This window comes from Neisseria sp. HMSC078C12, from assembly GCF_001838065.1.
Lineage (GTDB): Bacteria > Pseudomonadota > Gammaproteobacteria > Burkholderiales > Neisseriaceae > Neisseria.
This window is the reverse complement of record NZ_KV835582.1, coordinates 70,356-90,262: the sequence shown is the minus strand read 5'-3', so window position 1 is coordinate 90,262 and position 19,907 is coordinate 70,356. Positions and strand designations below refer to the sequence as shown.

At 48.4% G+C, this 19,907-nt stretch carries 16 protein-coding genes; 7 read left to right on the top strand and 9 right to left on the bottom strand.

Annotated features, from left to right (window positions below):
* Positions 1 to 67: 67 nt before the first annotated feature.
* The 3 genes from recQ to HMPREF2596_RS00750 form a co-directional block, all read right to left on the bottom strand.
* Positions 68 to 2,377 (bottom strand): DNA helicase RecQ, encoded by a 2,310-nt coding sequence (gene recQ, locus HMPREF2596_RS00760; protein WP_070848929.1) that lies wholly within the window; start codon positions 2,375 to 2,377, stop codon positions 68 to 70.
* Positions 2,378 to 2,593: 216 nt separating this feature from the next.
* Entirely contained in the window at positions 2,594 to 2,929 is a 336-nt protein-coding gene (locus HMPREF2596_RS00755; RefSeq protein WP_036492361.1) for a zinc ribbon domain-containing protein YjdM, read from the bottom strand.
* A 59-nt stretch (positions 2,930 to 2,988) separates the two neighbouring features.
* On the bottom strand, positions 2,989 to 3,327 hold the full coding sequence (locus tag HMPREF2596_RS00750; RefSeq protein ID WP_070848927.1) for a hypothetical protein: 339 nt from the start codon (positions 3,325 to 3,327) through the stop codon (positions 2,989 to 2,991).
* A gap of 454 nt (positions 3,328 to 3,781) precedes the next feature.
* On the opposite strand from HMPREF2596_RS00750, the gene HMPREF2596_RS00745 reads away from it, so the two are divergent.
* The gene (locus tag HMPREF2596_RS00745) at positions 3,782 to 4,738 is read left to right on the top strand and encodes a DUF2167 domain-containing protein (RefSeq protein WP_070848925.1); all 957 of its coding nucleotides are present in this window, start codon (positions 3,782 to 3,784) and stop codon (positions 4,736 to 4,738) included.
* A gap of 67 nt (positions 4,739 to 4,805) precedes the next feature.
* Here HMPREF2596_RS00745 and gltX read toward each other — a convergent pair whose 3' ends face one another.
* Complete coding sequence (gltX, locus tag HMPREF2596_RS00740; protein WP_070848923.1) at positions 4,806 to 6,200, bottom strand: glutamate--tRNA ligase; 1,395 nt, start codon at positions 6,198 to 6,200, stop codon at positions 4,806 to 4,808.
* 159 nt (positions 6,201 to 6,359) lie between these two features.
* On the opposite strand from gltX, the gene HMPREF2596_RS00735 reads away from it, so the two are divergent.
* Together HMPREF2596_RS00735 and HMPREF2596_RS00730 are read left to right on the top strand one after the other, a co-directional pair.
* Entirely contained in the window at positions 6,360 to 7,454 is a 1,095-nt protein-coding gene (locus HMPREF2596_RS00735) for an ABC transporter substrate-binding protein (protein WP_070848921.1), read from the top strand.
* 202 nt (positions 7,455 to 7,656) lie between these two features.
* On the top strand, positions 7,657 to 7,833 hold the full coding sequence (locus HMPREF2596_RS00730; RefSeq protein WP_283140390.1) for a hypothetical protein: 177 nt from the start codon (positions 7,657 to 7,659) through the stop codon (positions 7,831 to 7,833).
* A 70-nt stretch (positions 7,834 to 7,903) separates the two neighbouring features.
* Here the strand turns inward: HMPREF2596_RS00730 and HMPREF2596_RS00725 are convergent, their stop codons facing one another.
* On the bottom strand, positions 7,904 to 8,560 hold the full coding sequence (locus HMPREF2596_RS00725) for a YdcF family protein (RefSeq protein WP_070848917.1): 657 nt from the start codon (positions 8,558 to 8,560) through the stop codon (positions 7,904 to 7,906).
* Between the two features lie 25 nt (positions 8,561 to 8,585).
* Positions 8,586 to 8,945 (bottom strand): arsenate reductase (glutaredoxin), encoded by a 360-nt coding sequence (arsC, locus tag HMPREF2596_RS00720; RefSeq protein WP_004519164.1) that lies wholly within the window; start codon positions 8,943 to 8,945, stop codon positions 8,586 to 8,588.
* Between the two features lie 169 nt (positions 8,946 to 9,114).
* On the opposite strand from arsC, the gene HMPREF2596_RS00715 reads away from it, so the two are divergent.
* Positions 9,115 to 9,597, top strand: a complete 483-nt coding sequence (locus HMPREF2596_RS00715) for a TlpA disulfide reductase family protein (protein WP_003747814.1) — start codon at positions 9,115 to 9,117, stop codon at positions 9,595 to 9,597.
* Positions 9,598 to 9,675: 78 nt separating this feature from the next.
* Here HMPREF2596_RS00715 and HMPREF2596_RS00710 read toward each other — a convergent pair whose 3' ends face one another.
* The 3 genes from HMPREF2596_RS00710 to HMPREF2596_RS00700 all read right to left on the bottom strand — a co-directional run bounded on the left by HMPREF2596_RS00710 (position 9,676) and on the right by HMPREF2596_RS00700 (position 16,499).
* Entirely contained in the window at positions 9,676 to 12,696 is a 3,021-nt protein-coding gene (locus HMPREF2596_RS00710) for a type I restriction endonuclease subunit R (RefSeq protein WP_070848915.1), read from the bottom strand.
* A gap of 101 nt (positions 12,697 to 12,797) precedes the next feature.
* Positions 12,798 to 14,078, bottom strand: coding sequence for a restriction endonuclease subunit S (locus tag HMPREF2596_RS00705; protein WP_070848913.1), 1,281 nt, complete (start codon positions 14,076 to 14,078; stop codon positions 12,798 to 12,800).
* Positions 14,079 to 14,126: 48 nt separating this feature from the next.
* Positions 14,127 to 16,499: a type I restriction-modification system subunit M gene (locus HMPREF2596_RS00700; RefSeq protein WP_070848911.1), complete on the bottom strand. Its 2,373-nt coding sequence runs from the start codon at positions 16,497 to 16,499 to the stop codon at positions 14,127 to 14,129.
* Positions 16,500 to 16,841: 342 nt separating this feature from the next.
* Between HMPREF2596_RS00700 and ftsE the strand changes: the two genes are divergently transcribed.
* The 3 genes from ftsE (at position 16,842) to murA (ending at position 19,856) form a co-directional block, all read left to right on the top strand.
* Positions 16,842 to 17,492 carry a cell division ATP-binding protein FtsE gene (gene ftsE, locus HMPREF2596_RS00695; RefSeq protein WP_004519169.1) on the top strand — a complete coding sequence of 217 codons (651 nt, stop codon included), beginning with the start codon at positions 16,842 to 16,844 and terminating at the stop codon, positions 17,490 to 17,492.
* Positions 17,489 to 18,406 carry a permease-like cell division protein FtsX gene (ftsX, locus tag HMPREF2596_RS00690; RefSeq protein WP_003747810.1) on the top strand — a complete coding sequence of 306 codons (918 nt, stop codon included), beginning with the start codon at positions 17,489 to 17,491 and terminating at the stop codon, positions 18,404 to 18,406. The genes ftsE and ftsX overlap by 4 nt, the downstream gene beginning before the upstream one ends.
* Positions 18,407 to 18,602: 196 nt before the next feature.
* Positions 18,603 to 19,856: a UDP-N-acetylglucosamine 1-carboxyvinyltransferase gene (gene murA / locus HMPREF2596_RS00685; protein WP_070848909.1), complete on the top strand. Its 1,254-nt coding sequence runs from the start codon at positions 18,603 to 18,605 to the stop codon at positions 19,854 to 19,856.
* Positions 19,857 to 19,907: the final 51 nt, after the last annotated feature.

The window sequence follows — 19,907 nt, the reverse complement described above, 5'->3', positions numbered from 1 at the left end:
AAAAAGGCCGTCTGAAACGCCATGCTTGATTGGGTTTCAGACGGCCTTTGATGATAATCGCAATCCATTAATCCGCTTGTTTGCACAATTCGACAATTTCCGCGCCGTATTTGTCGGTTTTTTCCTCATTCATGCCGTGGATTTCCGCCAACTCCGCCAAATCTTGCGGCCGTCGGGCGGCAATGGCGCGCAGGGTGACTTTGCTGCATATCTGATAGGCTTCGAGGCCTTCATGGCGGGCAGTATCGATGTTCCACTTAAGCAGACGGCGCATCAAGCGGCGTTTGCGTTTGTCCTCTTCGCTCAGGCCGTCTGAAAACGGGCGGCAGATGCTTAAAATGCCCTCGCCGTATTGTTCGATGCGTTTTTCGCCAAGTTTATACACGCCCAAAAGGTCGATGGGTTCGGCAGGCGTATTGGTCAGCAAGTCGTCCATGCTTTCGTTGGAGAATACCGTTCCCAGCGTGACTTGATCGGCACTTGCCTGCTGCTCGCGCCACGTTTCCAAAGCCTGTTTTAAGGCCTGTTCGCGCTCTCCCAAACTGTGGATAACCTGTGTACTGTCTGTGGAAACCGTACCGGCTTCGGCCGTTTCGCAAACGTCGAGTATCTCCAAACCGAATTTATTGATTTTCGCCTCGCCCAAGCCGTAGATTTGATGCAAATCTTCCAAACTTCGGGGCATTTTTTCGACAATATCGCGCAGGGTTTTGTCGCCGCAAACCACATAGGCCGGCACTTCCTCGGCCCGGGCGCGTTGTTGCCGCCACTGGCGCAATGCCTGCCACAAACGCTCTTCGCGCTCGGTACGCAACCAATCGTCTTTCGGCTTTTGGGTGGCCGTTTTTTCGCGGCGCAGGGGGCGCAGCATGACTTCGGTTTCGCCCTTGAGGACTTTTTTTGCCGCTTCGGTCAGCTGCAGGGCTTGATGCTGCTCGACGTTAACAGTGAGATAGCCCAAGCTGATACACTGGCGGATGACGCTGCGCCATTCCTTGTCGGTCTGTTCGCTGCCGATTCCGAATGTGGATAACTTGTTATGGCCGTTGCGCTGTATCCAATCGTCGCTTTTGCCACGCAAAAGGTTGGTGATGTAACCGGCGGCAAAACGTTGTCCGGCGCGGTACACACAGCTGAGTAATTTTTGCACCAACACCGTGCCGTCAAACCGCACGGGCGGATGCAGGCAGTTGTCGCAATGGCCGCAGGGTTCGGATTCTTCGCCGAAATGTTTGAGCAGCAACACGCGGCGGCAGGCGGCGGTTTCGCAGACGGAAAGCATGGCATCAAGTTTTTGCATTTCGATTTGCTTTTGCACTTCGTCGCTGTTGCCTTCGGCAATCCGTTCGCGCAGCAACACCCAATCGTTCAAGCCGTAACACAGCCAGCTCACGGCAGGCAGCCCGTCCCGGCCGGCGCGCCCCGATTCCTGATAGAAATGTTCGACACTTTGGGGCATGTCGAGATGGGCGACAAAGCGCACGTCGGGTTTGTCTATGCCCATGCCGAACGCCACGGTCGCCACCACAATAATATTGTCTTCATGCGTAAAGCGGCGTTGGTTTTCCTCGCGCACGTCCATGCTCAAACCGGCATGATACGGAATCGCCTCCAAGCCGTTTTCACACAAAAACTGCGCCACATCCTCGACTTTTTTGCGGCTTAAGCAATACACAATGCCGCTTTGCCCATGCATCTGCTTGCGGATGAAATCCAGCAATTGTTTTTTGCCATTATTTTTTTCGATAACCTGATAATAAATATTCGGGCGGTCAAAGCTGGAAATAAATTCGGGCGCATTGTCCAAGTGCAGATAATGCTTGATGTCGGCGCGCGTGGCCGCATCGGCGGTAGCGGTCAGGGCGATGCGCGGGACGTTCGGATAGCGTTCGGCAAGCATGCCGAGCTGTTGATATTCGGGACGGAAATCGTGTCCCCATTGGCTGACGCAATGCGCCTCATCAATGGCAAACAGGCTGACGGTTTGTTGGTCGAGAAAACGCAAAAAGCGGTCGGTAACCAAGCGTTCCGGCGCAACATAAAGCAGTTTCAGACGGCCTTGGGCAAGCTTGTCAGCAATCTCGCGCGCCTCATCTGCCGATGTGCTGCTGTTGACTGCCGCCGCTTCAATCCCGGCCACATGCAGGCTGGCCACTTGGTCGTTCATCAGCGCAATCAGCGGCGATACGACAACCGCCACGCCTTCGCGCATCAGCGCCGGAATCTGGTAACACAAAGACTTGCCCCCGCCCGTCGGCATCAGCACCATCAAACTCTCGCCGCCGGCCAAAGCATTGACGATAGCCTCCTGCTTGCCACGAAATTCGGGATAACCGAATACTTCGTGCAAAATCTGTTTGGCGGTCGGCTGAGGCATAATGGTTCCGTAGAATAGGGGAAAGCGTTATTTTAACGGTTTTGCACCCGCGTATGTGCGGAACATTTTGCCGCCGTTTTTTCAGACGGCCTGAAATTCAACTCTATTAAGCTTATTTAATTTTAAATAAAGATTTGTTTTATTTTAAACGAAATACATGAAGGCCATCTGAATCCTACTCTTCGGATTTCAGACGGCCTTTCAAAAATAAAATCTTTAGGCTTTTTTGACGAACTCAGATTTCAAGTTCATCGCGCTGCCATCGATTTTGCAACCGATATTGTGGTCGCCCTCTTGTAAGCGGATGCCTTTGACTTTGGTTCCTTGCTTGATGACCATAGAACTGCCTTTGACTTTCAAATCTTTAATCAAGACAACCGTATCGCCATCTTGCAATACTGCGCCGTTAGCATCTTTGACTTCCAATACATCATCGCTTGCAGCCGCAGCATCGGCCTCGTTCCACTCATGGGCGCACTCAGGGCAAACGTATTGGGTGCCGTCTTCGTAAGTGTATTCGGAGTGGCATTTCGGGCAGGGAGGTAGGGACATGAGGTTTCCTTATAAATATGATAAAAGAAGCGTAAAACGCAAATAATACAATGTCTAAATTATTGATTCGCCTTGCTGCCGCCTACACCGTAAACGGCATTCCACGCCGCGTCCAACATCTGGCCGGCTTGTTGCAGCTTGGCATTTTGCTGGTCTTTCTGAGCCAAAGCCGTCTGAATTTCGCCTTTCAAACGGTCAATATCGAATTGCGCAGCCTGCAAACGGCGCTGCGCGCTTTCCAAATCGCTTTGCAGGGAAATGATTTTGCTGTCATTGCTGTTTTGCTCATGCAAAGCGGCACGGTAAACCGATTGGACAGACAGCAAACGGTCTTCCGCCTCACCGGCATACGCCGCGGCGGCAGATAACATCATCAGGGCAAGTAAGGTTTTTTTCATGAGTTTTCCTTTAAAGTTGTTTGATTTGTAAAGTAAAGCGCAGAGCCGATTTTTCAGCTGCCAGGTTTACATAATAGGCTTATTGGTCTTTGTTCTTAATGGCTTATTTTATCCAATCCGGACATTCAGGCTGCTGATAAAAGTTAATCCAATCATCTGTTTCGACAGGCAGGCATTATTTTCTCATATTCTCCGCCTTATTCCATTATTTTCTGGTTTTATTAGAAAAGGCCGTCTGAAAACTTCAGCATCCCCAGTTTTCAGACGGCTTTTTTGAATTTCAACCAATTACTTTGCCTCCCCTCAAAAAACTTTCCTGTATTTTTTAAATTACAGTCATATTTAGATATGTAAATATGATTTATTTATTGTAAAATTTACCCTTTAGTCATGCCGGAGCATATGGTGTTGCGGCTGTCTGCATCTTTTTTAATTCTTCTTTCATGAGAACCCTATGATGAAAAGCAACCGTCTCGCCTACGCCGTTTTGGCTGCCCTCTTATCTATCCAAACCTTACCCGCGTCTGCTGCCAAAGCTGACACTGCTTCTGCCGTTGAGGCATCTGAGCAAGAAGCGCAACAAGCTCCGGATTCTGCCACAAACTATGTTGACGACCAGATCGTCCAAGGCCCGGCAACCGTTGATTTGGGCAATCAGGCCAAACTGAAACTGCCTGCAAAAATGGTCTTTGTGAAAAAAAATCGCGCCAACGCCATGATGAGGGAAGCAGGCAACGCCACAGATCCCAACCGCTACGGCCTGATTCTCCCCGAGTCGGAAAACGAGGACGGTGATACTAATTGGATGGTAGACCTGACCTTTACCGATTCCGGCTACATCAAAGACGATGATGCCAAAGAATGGGATGTTGAGGCCATGCTCGAGCAGCTGAAAGAAGGTACCGAGGAACAAAATAAAGAACGTGCCTCCCGCAACCTGCCGGAATTGGAAACACGCGGCTGGGTGGAAAAACCGCAATATGATGCAAAGACCCATCGTCTGATTTGGTCGATTGACGTTCTGAATAAAAACGAACCCGATCCCAATCCTGCCATCAACTACAATACTTTCCAGCTGGGACGCGAAGGCTATATTGAATTGACTATGATCACCGATTTGAAAAGCATAGATCAATACAAACCTATTGTGCAAGAATTGTTGGGCAATATCGAATTCAATGAAGGCAAGCGTTACAGCGATTTCAATGCCGCAACCGACAAAGTGGCCGAATACGGACTGGCTGCTTTGGTTGGCGGTATCGCTGCAAAAAAACTGGGATTATTGGCCTTGGCCGGCGCATTACTGGCTAAATTCGGCAAACTGATTATTTTCGGTGCTGTTGCAGCAGGCGCATTGTTTAAGAGCCTATGGCGCAAAAAAGATAAAAACAAACCGAATGAAGAAGAATAAATAAATCCTGTTCAAACCAAAAAAGGCCGTCTGAAAAACTTTCAGACGGCCTTTTATCATTCATGCCTTACGAACGGATCCGTTTCAACACTTCTTCTTTGCCGATTAAAGCCAATACGGCATCGACGCTTGGGGTTTTCGCTGTGCCGCAGACGGCGAGGCGCAGGGGCATGCCGAGTTTGCCCATTTTGATGCCTTCTTCGTCGCAGAAGGGTTTGAACAGGTCGTGGATGGCTTCGGCGTTCCAGTCTTCCAGCCCTTCGAGGCGTTCGGCGAAGCGCAGCATACGGGCGGCGGCCTCGTCGTCCCAGTGTTTCTGCACATCCGCTTCGGCAGGCGTTTGTTTGACGTAGAAGTAGAGGCACTCGTCGGCAAGCGTGTTCAGGTCTTGGGCGCGGTCTTTGACCAATGCCAACACGTCCTCCAAAGCGGGCTTGCTGGTTTCGTGGATATCGCGCAGGGCGAGGCGCGGTTTCACCATTCCAGCGAGTTTGTCGTTAGGCGTGATTTTGATGTGTTCGCCGTTGATCCAGTAGAGTTTTTTCAAGTCCATACGGCTTGGAGACGGGGAAACGTCTTTCAAATCAAACCATTCGATGAATTGTTCCATCGTGAAGAATTCGTCGTCGCCATGCGCCCAGCCCAAGCGCGCCAAATAGTTGAGCATGGCTTCGGGCAGGATGCCCATCGCGCCGAAATCGGTGATGGCGACGGTATCGCCGCTGCGTTTGGAGATTTTTTTGCCTTGTTCGTTGAGAATCATGGGCAGGTGGCCGTATTCGGGCAGGTTCGCGCCGATGGCTTTTAAAATGTTGATTTGTTTCGGGGTGTTGTTCACATGGTCGTCGCCGCGGATAACGTGGGTAACGCCCATGTCGTAGTCGTCCACCACGACGCAGAAGTTGTAGGTCGGCGTACCGTCGGCGCGGGCGATAATCAGGTCGTCGAGTGCTTCGTTGGGAATGGAGATTTCGCCTTTGACCAAGTCCGTCCATTTGGTCACGCCGTCCAAAGGCGTTTTGAAGCGGACGACGGGTTGCACGTCGGCAGGGATTTCGGGCAGGGTTTTGCCTGCTTCGGGGCGCCAGCGGCGGTCATAAGTCGCCGTGCCTTCTTTTTCGGCTTTCTCGCGCATGGCTTCCAGCTCTTCTTTGCTGCAATAGCAGTAGTAGGCATGGCCTTTTTCTAAAAGTTCGGCGATGACTTCTTTGTAGCGGTCGAAACGGCGGGTTTGGTAAACGACGTTGTCGGCGTTGTCGTAGTCCAGGCCGACCCATTTCATGCCGTCGAGGATGATGTTGACGGATTCGGCAGTAGAGCGCGCCAAGTCGGTGTCTTCGATACGCAATAGGAACTCGCCTTTATGATGGCGGGCAAACGCCCATGAGAACAGGGCAGTGCGTACGCCGCCGATGTGCAGGTAGCCGGTTGGGCTGGGGGCGAAACGGGTTTTGACGGTCATGATGGCTCCAAAATCTTTTAAAACAGTTATTTTACTTTTTCGGCAAGGTTTAAACAATGTAAGGCCGTCTGAAAATAATGTCGGCGCAGAAGGACCGTCTGGGAACTTTTCTCCCGAAAAAAAGACAAATGATAATTATTTCTTTGAAAGTATCCGCTCATGAACAAACGCGCTTTATTTACCGCCCTTGCCCTCCTGCCCCTTTTTGCCCAAGCCGAAATCAAAACTATCAAAGACGTATTAGGACGCGAAGTCAAAGTCGATGTCCCTGTCAAACGCGCGGTTTTGGCGTTTTACTATCCCGACTATATCGCGGTAACGGGCGCGGACAAATTTAAAAACGTCATCGGCATTTCGCGTGAGTTTTGGGAGAAATTCAATCCCGGCAGCTGGGCAATGTTCAAACAGAAGCTGCCTACGCTGCAAAACATTGCGGACATCGGCAACATCAACACCGGCACGTTTTCACTGGAGAAAACGCTCGCGCTCAAGCCGGACGTATTGATTCTGGCCGACTGGCAATATAAGGCCATCGCCACCCACCTGCCGCGCATTAAAGCGGCAGGCATACCCGTCGTCGTGGTCGATTTCAACGCCGAAACCGTCGCGCGGCACACGCGCAGTGCGGAAATTTTCGGCGAACTCAACGGTACGCAGGCGCGCGCCCAAAAAATTGCCGCCGAATACGCCCGAGGCATTGCCGACATCCAAAAACGCGTCGCGCGTGCCAAGCAGTCCAAACCGAAAATCTATATCGAGTTCGGCGACAAAGGCCCGTCCGAATACAGCTACACCTTCGGCAAAGATATGTGGGGCGCGATTGCCGACACAGCAGGCGGCAACAATATCGCCGCGCCTTACGTTAAAAACTGGGGACCGATAAACCCTGAAAAATTCCTGACGGCCAAACCCGACGTCATCGTCATTTCGGGGACGGAAAACGGCCATAAAGACAAGCCTGGCATTATGGCGATGGGCATAGGCATCAGCCAGGCCGATGCGCAACGCCGCCTGGCCGGATTTGTCAACCGCAAAGGCTGGGCAGACATTCCTGCCGTCAAAAACAAACGCGTTTACGGCATCTACCACACCGCCTCCCGCTCGCTCACCGATTTGGCCAGCGCGCAATTTATCGCCAAAACCCTGTATCCGCAACAGTTTGCCGACATAGACCCAAACAAGACCTATCTGGACTTCTACCGCAAATACCTGCCCGTCGTGCCAGACGGTACGTTTTACATCCGATTGAAATAGCGGCTGCAAAAATCATAGGTTCAGGCCGTCTGAAGATTCAGACGGCCTGAACATGTTATGCCGATAAAGATTTAATGAGTATAATTACTGTTCTTTCAACAAAATTACTGGGTACGTATGAACGGATAAAACCAAATCGACCGGCCTCAGGCTCCGGTCGTCAGCATCAGCGAATGGTTGGTTGGTAACCAGCTTGATTTTGATGATTCCGATGGTCAATCTAGTTATGATTTTTGTATGGGCATTCAGCTCAAACACCAATCCGAATAAAGCCAATTATTTCAAGGCTGCCTTGATTCTGTTTGCCATCGTAATGGCAATTTATCTGGTGCTGGCCGTAGTCATTTTTGGCAGTATAGCTGCAAATCAATATCAATAAGTAAGAATACATTTAGGCCGTCTGAAACTTAAAAGGCTTCAGACGGCCTTTTACATGGATTACCGAAAGCTCAACCACCTATCCAATTCCAAACGGTATCGCTCCATTTGCCGATACGGTAGAGAAACAAAGAATAGCTCTCCTGCATTAGGAACTTGGCTTTCTTGCTGCGCTCGTCAAAGCGCGTGGTCGGAGTGGCGGAGAACTGCGCGTCCGACAAGCCCAAATCGGCGGCCATTTCTTCGGCGCGCGCCAAATGATATGGGTCGCTGACAACGATAATGCTGCCGACTCCGTTGGCATGCATGATGGGGACGATATTACGCAGGTTTTCGTAAGTGTTGCGCGACGTGTTTTCAAACAGGATATTGTGCGCCGGTATGCCCTGCTTGAGCGCGTATCGGCGCCCCACTTCGGCTTCGGTCATAAATCCTTTTTTGGGCGTACCGCCGGTGAAAATGATTTTGCCGACCCGATGGCTTTGGTAGAGCGTGATGGCGTGGTTGATACGCTCACGGAATACCGGCGACGGGCGTTTGTCCCACGCCGCCGCTCCCAACACCACCGCCGCATCGGCATGAGCGTCCTTCGGCAAGGTTTGCAAACCTGTCCGGTAAATCTGCCATGTGCCGCTCAAAAAAATACCGCACACCAGCAAAACGCTCAAAGCAAGGCCGCGAAACAGGTAATATCGCAGGCCAGTGCGGCTTTTAAGCAGAGAAATCATCTTCAGACGGCCTTATCCAACCCCGTCAGCCGAGTAGGGCGGCTATGTTTTCCAACGGACGGCCGATGGCTGCGCGCGTAGGCGTTACCAAAACGGGACGCTCGAGCAGGGCGGGGTGTTCGGCGATTGCCTGAAGCAGGGCGGCATTGTCCAAATCGGGATTGTCCAAACCCAATTCTTTGTACAAGTCATCTTTCGTGCGCATCATGCCGCGCACCGATTCGATGCCAAGTTTGGCAAACATATCCTGCAAAGTCGCCAAATCAGGCGCAGTATCCAGATATTTGACCACGTCGGCAGCAACGCCTTTTTCTTCGAGCAAAGCCAGCGCGGCACGCGATTTGCTGCAACGCGGGTTGTGATAAAGTGTGAATTCAGACGGCATGAAAGTCTCCGTATTATTGCAAAATCATTCAATGATGGCAGTTATTATCGTCTGCAACTGATTTTTACTCAAACTTTTTACTTGATATCTTGATACGAATCGGTAGGCATACCCACCAAACCGTTTTACAATAAACACAATTTCGATTGGCAACCTCAAGGATACAACCATGAAAGCCTTAACCGCCCTTCTCTTGTCCGCTGCCGTTTTTACCGCTGCGCCGGCCTTTGCCGCCGACGAAACAGCAGGTTGGCAGGACAACAAACCGCAAAGCCTGGAGTCGCTCAAAGCCCCCGTGCGCGTGGTTAACCTTTGGGCAACCTGGTGCGGCCCCTGCCGTAAAGAAATGCCCGCCATGTCCGCATGGTACAAAGCGCAGAAAAAAGGCAGCGTCGATATGGTCGGCATCGCGCTGGATACAACCGACAACATCGGCAAGTTCCTGAAACAAACGCCGGTCAGCTATCCGATTTGGCGTTACACCGGTGCCAACAGCCGCAACTTCATGAAAGCCCACGGCAACAACGTCGGCGTATTGCCCTTCACAGTTGTCGAAGCGCCGAAATGCGGCTACAAACAAACCATCACCGGCGAAGTCAACGAAAAAAGCCTGACCGCCGCCGTAAATTTGGCCAAAACCAAATGTAAATAAAACAGCGGATAGGGTGCTTAACCTTCGCTGCTGATACCGAGGCCGTCTGAAACCCAACCGTTCAGACGGCCTTTATTTCTACCTAGCCAAAGCTCGTTGCAAACTCTGCGTCCAAGCAGTTCTAAATGCGGCATCTTTCGCAAAAAGTTTGTATAGCTCTAGTTCATCCCGATGTCGTTCGCTCATTACATCGCGCAAAATGGCTTGGAAAGCTAATTCACGAGTATGAATATCCGGGTTATTTTGATATTTCTGCTCAAAGTCTTTATGGCTACGAATGCGCTCAGTAATATTGATAAATTTTACCCGTTGTTCATCCGGTGTTGCGCTCCAATCTTGAAACCATCTTTCATTAAACACACGAATAATTTCATCAATCGGATCTTTTTCTTTATCTTCACCATGCGTGCCGCGTGGATTTGGATTTTGTGGGTCAAGCTCTGTTTCTTCATCATCTAATTTAATGCTGTAATTCAGTTTGGTGCGCGCCAAGCCGTAAGAGCTTAAATCCACAGCATCTAAAATTTCATCAAATTCATCCATCGGATCTTGTACTTTTAATTTGGGCACTAAGAATTTGAGGAACCAATAGAGCTTTTCCCAAGCGATATTTTCAAAATTAATGATAGAGGCCATTTGCCCGTAAATTTTTAAAAACTGTTTTGCCTTGATTTTAAAATCGACTTTTTGGGTTGGCTCAAGCGCCAACTCATGATCGAAACGTTGAACCGCCACATCAATGATACTGCTTAATTGTTGTGCGTCTTTATTGGCAAAATAGCCTTCAGTAAAATCATTGACCTCCGCTTGTTCATACACGCCGGTTTCATCCAACTGATCTTTCAAATCATGCAAGACATTAACATCGGTTGCTTGAGACAACGACGTAGAAGTATAAAACGGCTCAAATGCTTGCTGAATATCTTCAACGCTGTTAAAAAAGTCCAATACAAACAAATCTTCCGTGCGTTTACCCAACTTATTCGCACTACGATTTAAGCGAGATAAAGCTTGCACACAAAGTACGCCGGAGAGTTTCTTATCCACATACATCGCACACAATTTCGGCTGGTCAAAACCGGTCAGATATTTATTAGCCACCACCAACAAACGATACTCATCTTGATCGAAATACTCTTTGGTTTCACTTTCCGCAAACCCATTCATTTCCGCTTCAGTGTATTCAACGCCATCAACCACTTTACTGCCCGAAAACGCAATCACAATTTTAAATGGATCACCTCGCTCAGCCAGCAATCGGTTTAACGCCTGAAAATAGCGGATGGCGGTTTCAATATTTTGCGTTACCACCATTCCCTTGGCTTTGCCTTTGAGTTTTTTACGGTTAAAGATTTGCTGGATAAAATGATCCAGCATCACCTCCGCTTTAGTATCAATCGTTTGTTGAGAGCGCTCTACATAAGCTTTCAGACGGCTTTGTGCCTTTTTACTGTCAAACTCCGGGTTATCTTCAATCGATTTAGTGATCTCATAAAAACTTTTATAAGTGGTGTAATTCGCGATCACATCCAAAATAAAGCCTTCTTCAATCGCCTGTTTCATGGAATAAAGGTGGAACGGCTTAAATTTACCATCCGCCTGTTTCTCGCCGAATTTTTCCAAAGTGCTGTTTTTCGGTGTGGCGGTGAAAGCAAAATACGACGCATTGCCGCGCATTTTGCGGGATTGCATGGCTTGTAAAATCAAATCTTGCACATCTTCGGCATCAAGGTCTTCCGTTTTGCCGATGGCTCGGTTCATATTGTCGTGTGCCGAACCGGATTGTGAGCTGTGCGCCTCATCAATAATCACCGCAAATTGTTTGTCTCCCAAATCAGCAATGCCATCCACAATAAACGGGAATTTCTGAATCGTGGTAATAATGATTTTTTTGCCCTGCTCAAGCGATTGGCGCAATTCTGCCGAACTCAACGCCGGCGCAACAATGTTTTTCACTTCTGAAAAATCTTTGATATTGTCGCGCAGCTGCTTATCCAGCAAACGACGGTCGGTTACGACAATCACCGAATCAAAAATCGGGCGGTCTGCCTCTCTACCGTTTGCCGCCTTTTCATTGCGCGGATAAGCCTCAATCAACTGATACGCCAACCAAGTAATGGAATTAGATTTGCCCGAGCCGGCAGAGTGTTGAATCAAATAGCGTTTGCCCACGCCTTGTTCACTGACATCAGCAATCAAACGGCGTACCACCTCTAATTGATGATAGCGGGGGAAAAAGAGCGAGCGTTTCTCCAGCGGATCTTTGGTTGAACCATCTAAACGCATAAAATGCTGAATAATGTTGGCAAGACTGGCTTTGCTGAACACCTCTTGCCACAAATACGCCGTGCGGTGTCCGTTTGGATTCGGCGGATTGCCCTTACCGCAGTTGTTGCCCAAATTAAACGGCAAGAAAAACGTCGCAGGCCCCGCCAATTTGGTGGTCATATAAGCTTCTTCCGTATCTAAGGCAAAATGCGCCAAACAACGCCCGAAATGAAACAGCGTTTGGCTTAAATCACGGTTGCGGTATTGTTTTTGGGCATCAATGGCCGTCTGACCCGTCCAATGGTTTTTCAGCTCAAGGGTAATAATCGGCAAGCCATTGACAAACAGCACCATATCCACCGTTTCATTGCTTGAGGCAGAATAAGGCACTTGGCGCATACAGCTAAACAGATTCTGTTCAAAACGCTGCTTGACCTTTTCGCCGCTGCTGGCAAGCGGAACGGGGTAGAGCAAATCAAAATGTGCGCTATCAATATCCAAGCCTTTTTTCAGCAGGTGCAACACGCCGTTTTTCTTTATTTGGCGGTCTAATCGCTCCAAAATTTTACGTTGACAGTCGTTTGGATTGAGCTGTTGAAAACGATCTAATTCTGCCTCTTGGCTGGTTTGCAGGAATTGCCAAAACAGACGCGTGTCAATGGCAAACTTCGCATCAAAATCCTGTGAAAATGCCAACTCAAAACCATGATGGCGTGGCAGGTATTCCGCCTTCGGCTCGCCCAGCTTATTTCCCATGTTTTCACGCCAAGTGCCGGTTAAGGCTTTTTCGATGGCAATTTCTAAATCTTTTTCCTTAGTTCCTGAAACCATTTTTCACCCTTTTGTGAATGTTTTAAAATTTATTCATTACGCCCAAGTTGTCGCGCCAATATTCAAAATCCATCGGATTTTTTGACCGCACTTTTCACACCCTATACCCGCACCTTGCCGGTTACCACATCGTTAATCAATACGCTTTTATACTCTTTCAGTTTTTCAATATGGGCTGTTTTTAATGCGATTGCTTGATCAATTTTGGCTGTTTGTGTATCTAGATAGATAGTTATTGTTTGTTGTTCTGAAAGAGGTGGAAAACATACATATAGATCAATGAGGGTTCCGAGATAAACACCTCCTTGGATTGATAATTTTGTGTTTGTTTTTAATTGTTCTTGATAACAATTAGATTCAATAAAATATCTGTAAAATCCAGGAAAAGCTTTTTTGTTTAAACGCAGAAATGCAACACTTCTTTGAAATGCTATTGGTTCATCAAACGGATAAATACAACAACGTCCAATCGAACCTACACAAGTAACCAATAAATCATTTTTTCTTGGAAATCCATTTGATGTAATTAGCTTAAAATCATATTCAGAAATTAAACTCTCATTATCAGTAATTTGAATTCCATTATTGAATATGTTTTTAGCACTTAAAAGAGGATAACCTTGTTCTGTTCTAGAATGTGTTCCATGGGTTCCATCTTTTACTTTTTCAACCACTCTCTTAAACCGAAAACTTTCCCAATGCTCCGGCACTTGCCCTATCCACTCCACACCGGAATCTTTTAACGGCACATCAGGGTTTAAGCCTTGGGTTACGGCATTTTGAATCAGAATCTGCTTGTGCTCTTTCAACAGGGCAATCTGCTTTTCCGCCAAATCCACCGCCTGATCGATTTTAGCGGTTTTGTCGTCTAGAAATTGTGAGATTTTTTGTTGTTCGGAGAGAGGTGGAATAAAAGTATTAAAACTAAAAAATGTTTCCTTTGAAATTGTATTTCTTAATCCTTTATAAAGTGGTTTAAGTCTTTTATTACTATCTAAATTTAAGTAAAAATAATAGATAAATTTTTTATCTACATTATTAGTCTCAAAAATGGTATATGCGCCAGTAATCATTCCATGATAAGAAGATAAACCTACGGTTCTAGGCGTTTCCTCTACATCAAAAAGACAAAATATAAAATCGCCTTCTTTAACTTCTTGATAAGTATCAAACTCAGCAGGGAATTTTCCTTCTGGATTTTCCATATCTCGTTTGATAACCCCCTTCAAACTTAATGACAGCAAATCATATTCATTTGATCTTTTTCCGACTACATTTTTTCTTAATTTAAAAATATATTTGTTAGGAATTAAATTCCAATGGCTCGGCACTTCCCCCAGCCATTCCACGCCCGAATCTTTGTAACTCTCGTATCGTCTCATTTGCAAAAAATCCTTAAAATCTGACCGCTTGAATATACCCAATGCAGCTTATATGCCCAAAATTTCACTAATCAAGCCGTCAGCCTGTTTTTCTAACGCTAAAATATCTTGGGCAACTTCTGCAAGGCTGCGTAATGGTTTATGGCGGTAGAAGTATTTATTGAAGCTGATTTCATAGCCGATTTTCACGCTTTCCATATTCAGCCATGCTTCGCTGATGTGCGGCTGCACTTCGGCTTTAAAATAATCGTGAATATTTTGTTTGAGCGGTATGGACTCGCTGTCGCGCAAGTCGCTGCTTGTTTCGTATTGGAGATATTCGCCTGCTTTGCCGGTGGCGTAATAGCCAAAGTCTGCCAGCTCGTCGGCTTGGCATTGGTAGCGTTGGCAAAGGGCATCTAATTCGTTTGGTTTGAGCTTGAGTGTTTTGGCAATTACTTTGGCGGCATTTTCGTTGTACCAGCTTACGGCATTGAAAATGGCTTTTTTCTCTGTGGCAGACAGGGCGATTTTTTCGGCTTTCAGACGGCCTTCCACGGCTTGTTTAAATTGGTTGAAATCGTCAAATTGGGTTGAGCCGAAATGTTCGAGTAAGGTTGAGGCCGTCTGAAAAAGTGCGGCGGCTTTTTCCCACGTTTTGACATCCAACAGCTTGGCTTTGTTTTTGTTGTTTAAGGCAATGCCTTGCGCCTCACACCAAGCGCTGATTTCTGGCTCGGTTTTGGCTAAAAATTCGGCGTTGTAAACCTGTTCGCCATGTTGCTGATAAAGATATTGCATGGGCTCAAACAGGGCTTTGTCAAAACGTAAAGACGCAATATTTTCTACGGTAAATTGTGCAGAACGACGGTCTGGGCGTTCGATGGTGACTTTGTAATAGCCGAAATCTTGATTGTCAAAAATCTGCGAAGCTAAGCCGACCGCTTCATTTTGGCTGTCGGTTTCGCGTGCTTTAGCGCTGAAATCAAGATAGTTTTGAGTAATCTCCGCAATATGCTCCGGCGCGAATTCGCAGTTTTTGTCGCCGAGGTTTTTACGCAACTTACGGAATAAGAGGCCGGCATCAATCAGCTGTACTTTGCCTTTGCGCGCTTCGGGTTTGTTGTTGGACAGCAACCAAATATAGGTGGTAATACCTGTGTTGTAGAACAGGTTGTTAGGCAGCTGTACGATGGCCTCCAGCAAATCATTTTCAATGATATGGCGACGGATATTGCTCTCCCCCGAACCTGCATCGCCGGTAAAGAGGCTTGAGCCGTTATGTACGGAGGCTACTCGGCTGCCGATTTTGTTGTCATTCGGCGATTTCATTTTGCTGACCATTTCCATGAGAAATAGCAGCTGTCCATCGCTGGAGCGTGGCGTGGCATCGAGGGTTTCTTCATTGCCCCAGTAATCAGGCAAGCTGACTTTAAAGCGGCTGTCGATAACATCGTTGCCGTCTTTAATATAAGCTTGGTCGCTGCTCCAGCTTTTGCCGTATGGTGGATTGGAAAGCATGAAGTCAAAGTAATTGCCTTGGAAGCTGTCGGTAGCAAGGGTGGAGCCGACCTTGATGTTTTCAGGGTTGTCGCCTTTAATCATCATGTCGGATTTGCAGATGGCGTAAGTTTCGTCGTTGATTTCTTTACCGAATAGGAAAATTGAACGCTCGCCTTGCGATTCTGGCAGCGGATATTTTTGTTCAATAAAATTTTGTGATTCGGTCAGCATACCGCCGCTGCCGCAAGCAGGGTCGTAAATCGTAATAATCGCCGGGATTTGGTTTTTGAGCGGATCAAAGACCAAATGCGTCATCAGCTCAATTACTTCGCGTGGCGTAAAGTGTTCGCCGGCTTCTTCATTGTTTTCTTCGTTAAATTTACGGATCAGTTCTTCAAATACATATCCCATGCCCAGATTGGTTAGGGCTGGCAATTTGTTGCCATCCGGGTCTTGTTGCTCTTTAGGGGTAAGATTGATGTAAGGGGAGACAAATTTTTCCAACACACTCAGCAAAACATTTTTATGGGACATGTGGCGGATTTGTTCACGCAGCTTGAAGCAGTTGATAATTTCCTGCACGTTGGCACTAAAACCATCAAGATATTCTTCAAAATTGGCCAGCATATACTGCGGCGTATTGCTGGCGGTTTGATAGAGGGATTTCAAGGTCCATTTTGAGGTGTTATAAAAAACATGGCCGGTAATTTTTTTAAGGGGAAGGTCATCCAATTCGGTGAATGCCAATTCTTCTTTTTGAAAGCGAACTTCTTCCAATACCGCTTCTTTGCTTGGCTCAAGCAAGGTATCCAAACGGCGAAGTACAAACATCGGCAAGATCACATCACGATATTTACCGCGCACATAGACATCGCGCAAACAATCGTCTGCAATGCTCCAGATAAAAGAAACCAGCTTGTTATGAACTGAATGATCCATATTTATTCCCACTTAATATTACGAAATTATTCTGGGTATTGTTGCCTATTTTGAATAAGGATTCAATTAGAAACATTGCTTATCTTTGTTTGTATTCCTACTTTTGGGGGAATACGCCGATAAACTCAAAAGGCCGTCTGAAACCCAATCGTTCAGACGGCCTTTTTTCAAACCATATTGCTTTGTGTTGCAAACCGGCAGTGTCTCCGCCGGCAGAACCGGAGTTTCACTATCAAAAAGCAGCCGAAATATTTATAATCTGTGAATATCCCCATTTTTTCAGACGGCATGTTGCCCTATCGATGTCGCCGGCCGTCTGAATCCCTATTTTCAGGAAAACCCATGATCCGTTTCGAACAAGTTTCCAAAACCTATCCCGGCGGTTTCGAAGCCCTGAAAAATGTCAGTTTTCAGATTAACAAAGGTGAGATGATTTTTATCGCCGGCCATTCGGGTTCGGGTAAATCCACCATTTTGAAGCTGATTTCAGGCATTACCAAGCCTACCAAAGGCAAGGTTTGGTTCAACAATCAAGACCTCGGCACCTTGAGCGACAATCAGATCGGCTTTATGCGCCAACATATCGGCATTGTCTTCCAAGACCACAAAATCCTCTACGACCGCAATGTCTTGCAAAACGTTATCCTGCCTTTGCGGATTGGCGGCTACCAGCCGCGCAAAGCGGAAGAGCGTGCGCGTATTGCGATTGAAAAAGTCGGCTTGAAAGGCCGCGAAAACGATATGCCCATCACTTTGTCCGGCGGCGAACAACAGCGCTTGTGCATCGCGCGCGCAGTGGTTCACCAACCCAGCCTGCTGATTGCCGATGAGCCGTCCGCCAGCCTTGACCGCGCCTACGCGTTGGATATTATGGAATTGTTTAAAACCTTCCATGAAGCAGGCACGACCGTGATCGTTGCGGCGCACGATGAAACGCTGATGGCGGATTACGGCCACCGCGTCTTGCGCCTGCAGAAAGGACGCCTCGCATGAGCATGATTCACTACATCTCGTTACACGTCGAATCGGCACGCGCCGCGCTCAAAGAGCTTCTGCGTCAACCCATCGGCACGCTACTGACCCTGCTCATGCTTGCCGTTGCCATGACCTTGCCGCTGTTCATGTATTTGGGCATCCAAAGCGGACAAAGTGTGTTGGGCAAACTTAACGAGTCGCCGCAAATTACGGTTTATATGGACACCGATGCGGCAAGTTCTGATGCCGATACGGTGAAAAACCTGCTCCAACGCGACAGCCGTATCGATAAAGTCCGCTTTATCAGCAAGCAGGAAGGTTTGGAAGAATTGCAGACCAATCTCGACCAAAACCTCGTTTCCATGCTCGATGGCAACCCGTTGCCCGATGTCTTTATCGTTACGCCCGACCCTGCCACTTCTCCGGATCAGATGCAGGCTATCTATAAAGATATTACCAAACTGCCGCGCGTCGAATCGGCAACCATGGATACCGAGTGGGTACAAACCCTTTATCGTATTAACGAATTTATCCGCAAGATTTTGTGGTTCCTCTCGCTGACATTGGGCATGGCCTTTGTCTTGGTGGCACACAACACCATCCGCCTGCAAATCCTCAGCCGCAAGGAAGAGCTGGAAATCACCAAGCTTTTGGGCGCACCCGCTTCCTTCATCCGCCGTCCTTTCCTTTATCAGGCAATGTGGCAGAGTATTTTCTCCGCCGCCGTCAGCTTGGGTTTGTCAGCTTGGCTGCTGGCCGAAGTACGGCCGCTGGTGGACGCGATTTTCAAACCCTACGGCCTGAACATCGGCTGGCGTTTCTTCACATTTAGCGAAGTGTCGCTGGTATTCGGCTTCGTCATCGCGCTGGGCGTATTCGGCGCATGGCTGGCCACCACGCAACACCTCTTAGGCTTCAAAGCCAAAAAATAAGCCTTGGCAAACAGGCCGTCTGAACCATTCAGACGGCCTGAAATCTTATCCTTTCGCAACTTAAACAAACCTTGTGAAAATTTAATACTGCCAAATCTAACAGCAAGGGCATAATCCCTTATAATTGATGGTTTGTGATCCATCTCATTTCATTTGTGCGGCATAAGCCGTACAGACAAATAACGAAAGACATCCTGTGGACAAACTCAAAATCTCTGCCAACGGCCCCCTCAACGGCGAAATCACCGTATCCGGCGCGAAAAACGCCGCCCTGCCGCTGATGTGTGCCGGTCTGCTGACTTCCGGCACTTTACGCCTGAAAAACGTACCCATGCTCGCCGACGTCAAAACCACCCAAAAACTGCTGCAAGGCATGGGCGCACGCGTTTTGACCGACAACATTTCCGAATTTGAAATCAACGGCGGCACCGTCAACAACACCTGCGCACCTTACGAGCTGGTGAAAACCATGCGCGCATCCATCTTGGTTTTAGGCCCGACCCTCGCCCGCTTCGGTGAAGCCCAAGTCAGCCTGCCCGGCGGCTGCGCCATCGGTTCGCGCCCGGTTGACCAACACCTCAAAGGCCTAGAAACCATGGGTGCGGAAATCACCATCGAACACGGTTACGTCAAAGCCAAAGGCCGTCTGAAAGGCACGCGCGTTACCATGGACGTCGTGACCGTAGGCGGTACTGAAAACCTGCTGATGGCGGCCACGCTTGCCGAAGGCACCACCATCCTCGAAAACTGCGCCATCGAGCCCGAAGTCGTCGATTTGGCCGAATGCCTCGTTAAAATGGGCGCGAAAATCAGCGGCATCGGCACAGCAACCATGACCATCGAAGGCGTAAAAGAGCTGCACGGCTGCGAACACAGCGTCGTTCCCGACCGCATTGAAGCCGGTACCTTCCTCTGCGCCGTCGCCATGACCGGCGGCAAAGTCGTCCTGCGCAATGCCTCCCCCAAAACCATGGAAGTCGTGCTAAACAAACTGACCGAAGCCGGCGCCATCATCGAAGCAGGCGACAACTGGATCTCCATCGACATGCAACAACGTCCGAAAGCCGTGGACATCCGCACCGTCGTCCACCCAGGCTTCCCAACCGACATGCAGGCGCAGTTTATGGCCATGAATGCCATTGCCGAAGGCAGCAGCCGCGTGGTGGAAACCATTTTTGAAAACCGCTTCATGCATGTTCCCGAACTCAACCGCATGGGCGCAGACATCACCACCGAAGGCAACACCGCCTACATCAAAGGCGTGGAAAAACTCTCCGGCGCCGTCGTAATGGCAACCGACCTGCGCGCCTCCGCCAGCCTCGTCATGGCCGGCTTGGTCGCAGAAGGCGAAACCATCGTCGAACGCATCTACCACCTCGACCGCGGCTATGAATACATCGAGAAAAAACTCGGCGGCGTAGGCGCAAAAATCGAACGCATACGCGGTTAATCCCATACGCAGCCGATAAATAAAAGGCCGTCTGAAACACCGGCAATCGGG

Excerpts from the sequence above, each read along its gene's own strand:
- HMPREF2596_RS00730 (WP_283140390.1), top strand. The coding sequence starts at position 7,657 with ATGATTCCGATGGTCAATCTAGTTATGATTTTTGTATGGGCATTCAGC.
- HMPREF2596_RS00715 (WP_003747814.1), top strand. The coding sequence starts at position 9,115 with ATGAAAGCCTTAACCGCCCTTCTCTTGTCCGCTGCCGTTTTTACCGCT.
- arsC (WP_004519164.1), bottom strand. The coding sequence starts at position 8,945 with ATGCCGTCTGAATTCACACTTTATCACAACCCGCGTTGCAGCAAATCG.
- HMPREF2596_RS00725 (WP_070848917.1), bottom strand. The coding sequence starts at position 8,560 with ATGATTTCTCTGCTTAAAAGCCGCACTGGCCTGCGATATTACCTGTTT.
- HMPREF2596_RS00700 (WP_070848911.1), bottom strand. The coding sequence starts at position 16,499 with ATGGATCATTCAGTTCATAACAAGCTGGTTTCTTTTATCTGGAGCATT.
- HMPREF2596_RS00745 (WP_070848925.1), top strand. The coding sequence starts at position 3,782 with ATGATGAAAAGCAACCGTCTCGCCTACGCCGTTTTGGCTGCCCTCTTA.
- gltX (WP_070848923.1), bottom strand. The coding sequence starts at position 6,200 with ATGACCGTCAAAACCCGTTTCGCCCCCAGCCCAACCGGCTACCTGCAC.
- ftsE (WP_004519169.1), top strand. The coding sequence starts at position 16,842 with ATGATCCGTTTCGAACAAGTTTCCAAAACCTATCCCGGCGGTTTCGAA.
- ftsX (WP_003747810.1), top strand. The coding sequence starts at position 17,489 with ATGAGCATGATTCACTACATCTCGTTACACGTCGAATCGGCACGCGCC.
- HMPREF2596_RS00755 (WP_036492361.1), bottom strand. The coding sequence starts at position 2,929 with ATGTCCCTACCTCCCTGCCCGAAATGCCACTCCGAATACACTTACGAA.
- HMPREF2596_RS00750 (WP_070848927.1), bottom strand. The coding sequence starts at position 3,327 with ATGAAAAAAACCTTACTTGCCCTGATGATGTTATCTGCCGCCGCGGCG.
- HMPREF2596_RS00735 (WP_070848921.1), top strand. The coding sequence starts at position 6,360 with ATGAACAAACGCGCTTTATTTACCGCCCTTGCCCTCCTGCCCCTTTTT.
- recQ (WP_070848929.1), bottom strand. The coding sequence starts at position 2,377 with ATGCCTCAGCCGACCGCCAAACAGATTTTGCACGAAGTATTCGGTTAT.
- HMPREF2596_RS00710 (WP_070848915.1), bottom strand. The coding sequence starts at position 12,696 with ATGGTTTCAGGAACTAAGGAAAAAGATTTAGAAATTGCCATCGAAAAA.
- HMPREF2596_RS00705 (WP_070848913.1), bottom strand. The coding sequence starts at position 14,078 with ATGAGACGATACGAGAGTTACAAAGATTCGGGCGTGGAATGGCTGGGG.